1 protein-coding gene is annotated in these 1023 nt (G+C 71.1%); it reads right to left on the bottom strand.

The window, feature by feature from the left end:
* Positions 1–1023 (bottom strand): DUF222 domain-containing protein (locus tag RCH12_RS18520; protein WP_327017892.1); only part of this gene is annotated, 1023 nt, incomplete at both ends.

Raw genomic sequence — 1023 nt, 5'->3', positions numbered from 1 at the left:
GGTGGTGTGGGGGTGAGGGTTGTGAGGATGCGGACGGCGGGTTTACGGCCGCCGAGCATGTGGTGGGGGTTGACCTCGGTGCCGGCGGTGAGGAGGTCGAGGAAGTTGTCTGCGGTGAGTTGGTCGGTGCTGCGGGGGTCATCGCGCACGGATTGGGCCCATGTGGCGCGGGCCGGGTCGACGAAGTGCACTCCGCCGCGGCGTGGGCTGGTGAGGCTGTCGAAGGTGGAGACGATGAATTCGCCCTGCTCCGGCGGGAACAATCCGTTGAGGCAGACCTGTCCGGTGGGGAGTTTCCAGACGCGCAGGTAGCGGTCGTCCCAGGCTTTCTGTTCCCGGACGGCGATGCCGGCCTCGTCGAGGCTGTCGCGCATCCGGCGGGAGCGTTTGAGGAGGTGGTCCACGGTCATCGTGCGCGCCTGACCGAGCAGGGTGTGCACGGCGGCGGCGAGGGCCGGCCCGGTGACGACGGTGTCGACGTCGCCCAGCCCGGTGCGGATCGCGTGTGCTGCGGCGACCGACAGGGTGCCGTCGGCGATGGCGTGCGAGATGGGCGCGTACCAGGGCAGCGGGACCGGCTCGCCGCCGACACTGCCGCCGGCACCGGTCAAGCCGGGCCCCTCGGCCTCGCCACCCTCGCCTGACTCGTCGCCGCCCTCGTCGGTCCCGTCGAGCAGCCGCCGGGCGGCTTCGTCCTCGGCGGCTTCGGTGCGCGCGAGCATCCGGCCCACGTCGACCAGCTTGCGCGCATCGGCTTTCGTTGTCCCGGTCACCTGTTGAATCAGAGCGTCGGGGGAGAGGAAGCCCTGCTGGGCGGCCAGACCCTGCTGGCCCAGTTCCGGCCGTGACCGGTACGCGAGAGTCTTCGCCAGCCACACCGCCCGGGTCTCGACCAAGTGCCGCAACCGGGCCAGGTCGCGTTGACCGGTCAGCACCTGCGCATCCGACAGGGCGTCGTAATCGGCGCTGCAGCAGCCCAACCCCAACACGGCCTCGACCGCCACCGTCAGCGCATCCGCCGAC

This window comes from Cryobacterium sp. MP_3.1 (assembly GCF_035984795.1).
GTDB lineage: Bacteria > Actinomycetota > Actinomycetes > Actinomycetales > Microbacteriaceae > Cryobacterium > Cryobacterium zongtaii.
Note: the sequence above shows the minus strand (reverse complement) of the source record. Positions and strands in the feature narration are given on the sequence as shown.